This is a genomic window from Limnofasciculus baicalensis BBK-W-15, from assembly GCF_024178385.1.
GTDB lineage: Bacteria > Cyanobacteriota > Cyanobacteriia > Cyanobacteriales > Coleofasciculaceae > Limnofasciculus > Limnofasciculus baicalensis.
The window spans coordinates 1-2,523 of the sequence record NZ_JAMZMM010000590.1 but is presented as its reverse complement, the minus strand read 5'-3'; the positions used below and the strand labels follow the sequence as shown (position 1 = coordinate 2,523).

Sequence of the window (2,523 nt, the reverse complement as noted above, 5' to 3'; positions counted from 1 at the left end):
TGAAGATTTGGGAATTCCTGAATATTGGATTGTCAATGTCCAAGCTAGGCAAATTTTAGCATTTGCGATTGCAACTGATGGTAGTATTCGCCGCATTCAGGAATCGCAGATGTTACCCGGATTGAGATTAGCAATTTTAGAACAAGCCCTTGGGCGTAGTCGTCAGGAAAATCAGTCAGCCACAACTGCTTGGTTAATACAGCAGTTTCGAGCTTAAGGAGGTAGCTAAAAAGTTATGACTGCCACCTCACCTAAAATTAAGCTCGTTTACACCACAGTTTTTGCCAAATAGTAAAAGCTAATAGCAGGATAATACTAATACTAGTAACAAATATAACCATCGGAGTCATACCTTGTAATTTCATCGCTAACCCGTTGGAGATTAAAGTAATACCCCAAAGAATTAGTGCAGCATAGCGCTGAGAAAAGCCCCAAGCTAATAACCGATGATGTAAATGATCTTTACCAGGAGTACTTAAAGGATTTTTCCCCGCCAGGAGTCGTCGCACAAACACTTGAGTGGTATCTAATACAGGTAATAGCAAAAAAAACGCTGTGGGCACTAAAGCAAATACAGTAGTTACCTTCACACTACCTAAGATACTAGTTGCAGCCAAAACATAGCCAAAAAAATATGCTCCTGCATCACCCATAATAATCCGCGATGGATGGAAATTATCCCGCAAAAAGCCTAAAGCAGCCCCGGCTAAAGCCGCTAAAAGTAGCGTTGCTGCTGCCCTGGTTTCAAACTGAGCAGATGCACCTAACAGACTCATCGCTGTAATAAAGCTGATTCCCCCAGCCAAACCATCCATCCCATCCATCAAATTAACCGCATTGGTAACCCCCACAACCCAAAGCCATGTCAGTAGAATTGAGATTAAGGGATCGAAGGGAGTGCCAAAAGAAGTCTCAATCCGAATATTGCTAGCAACCAGTAGCAGTGCTGTAATTGTTTGTGTAAATAAGCGAATATAGGGAGGTAACCCAAACTGATCGTCAATAAAGCCTACCAGTACCAGGATTGAACCTCCCAGTAGAATTGTCAATACCTGAGCCAATACAGCCTCGATGACAATTGGCCTTAACAGGGTGGCTAGCACTAAAGCAGCTACCACTCCAGCATAGATTGCCAAGCCCCCCGCATTGGGTAAAGGTTCTTTATTAAGTCGTCGTGCATTCGGTTGATCCGCCCAACCCACCCGTAAGGCAAAGGAATGTACTGCTGGAATAAAACGCCAAGTTACGACCCAAGCTAACCCAAAAGTGAACATCACCGCCAGCCATCCACTTCCGGTGGGGTTAGCAATGCCGAGAGATTGCAGGAAGTTATACAAATTTTTTTCTCCCAACTCACACGCTTAGACTTTCACTAGTTGAATATTACCGCCAACTCTACAGGAGTCAAGGTGTTTTAGCTACATCCGATTGAAATCAGATTTATTGTAGTTTCCGATAACCGTGGCATATATCCGGGTTATTTGGCTTTCCAGGTGAGAGGTTAGAGGTTAGAGGTTATCTTTTACTGTAGGGTGGGCAGTCCCCTTGAGAAGTTGAAAAGCTGATTATTACGTTAGCGAGGAGTGCCCACCCTACGGTTATTGCGACTTGTGGTGGAAAACTCTTTTTTTGGCAGGGGGCAGGGGGGCAGGGAGCAGGGGTAAAGCCGATCTAGGATGTCTTTGGTGATTTCAATAACTTTGACTTATCACCATAACTCCCGGAGATCCCTATATTTCTAAGACTCGCTGATGTTCCTTAATCTGTACTTTATCTAGCAGACATTTGAATAGCTCGTCAGGATAACCAACCCTAACAAAATCATACAGTTCAGGATCATCTGCAAAACTTAGTGCCAAATCTCGCTTATCCATTTTTTTGCGATCCATAGGGATTATACGGAAACTTTCCATATATTATCTCAAATACAGATTTTATTAAGAATTGTTCTGCATATTACCCCAAAATAGGACGATCGCATGTCAGCCTTTTTAAGTGTTTATTAATAAAACCGCTACTGTTGATTAACCTCGTCGCTTTTTTGATCGGGATGGGAGAAGGTTTCGGGCAGATTTTCATTTACAGGAGTGCTGGCGGGGGTTTTTTCTACCGCTTCGATATACTCGCTATCCAGGAGAAATGCTCCCCGACTAAAGCGAATTCCCCAAAATCCACCGGGACGGCGATCTAATATTACTCCTTCTTCTCCTACCTCTATTACATCTGCTGGACGTAACATCGGCATCGGTTCGGCAGTTTTTACATAACGGGGGAGGGTAATTAATCTTACGCGATCGCCTACTTTAAATTCTTTAGACATTTGTTGTTAGTTGTTTGTTGTTTGTTGTTGGTTATTTGTTGTTGGTTGTTTGTTGAATTAGGATCTGGCAAAATCAATAGGCTTATGATTTTCTCTTAATACTAATCGCTCCGAGATGATATAATTCCGCGTTCCCTAAACCAATAACTAATAACCAATAACCAATAACCAATAACCAATAACCAATAACCAATAACCAATAA

The 2,523-nt window shown here is 42.3% G+C and carries 3 protein-coding genes and 1 pseudogene; 1 reads left to right on the top strand and 3 read right to left on the bottom strand.

Annotation, left to right across the window (positions count from 1 at the left end):
- Nucleotides 1–217 (top strand): annotated as a pseudogene (locus NJ959_RS28450) (Uma2 family endonuclease); the annotation flags it as partial.
- A 40-nt stretch (nt 218–257) separates the two neighbouring features.
- Here NJ959_RS28450 and NJ959_RS28445 read toward each other — a convergent pair.
- The 3 genes from NJ959_RS28445 to sipA all read right to left on the bottom strand — a co-directional run bounded on the left by NJ959_RS28445 (nt 258) and on the right by sipA (nt 2,320).
- The gene (locus tag NJ959_RS28445; protein ID WP_254015125.1) at nt 258–1,337 is read right to left on the bottom strand and encodes an MraY family glycosyltransferase; all 1,080 of its coding nucleotides are present in this window, start codon (nt 1,335–1,337) and stop codon (nt 258–260) included.
- A 393-nt stretch (nt 1,338–1,730) separates the two neighbouring features.
- A complete protein-coding gene (locus tag NJ959_RS28440) occupies nt 1,731–1,913 on the bottom strand; it encodes a hypothetical protein (RefSeq protein ID WP_254015124.1) in 183 nt (60 codons plus the stop codon).
- A gap of 101 nt (nt 1,914–2,014) precedes the next feature.
- A complete protein-coding gene (gene sipA, locus NJ959_RS28435; protein ID WP_254015123.1) occupies nt 2,015–2,320 on the bottom strand; it encodes a regulatory protein SipA in 306 nt (101 codons plus the stop codon).
- Between the last annotated feature and the right edge of the window lie 203 nt (nt 2,321–2,523).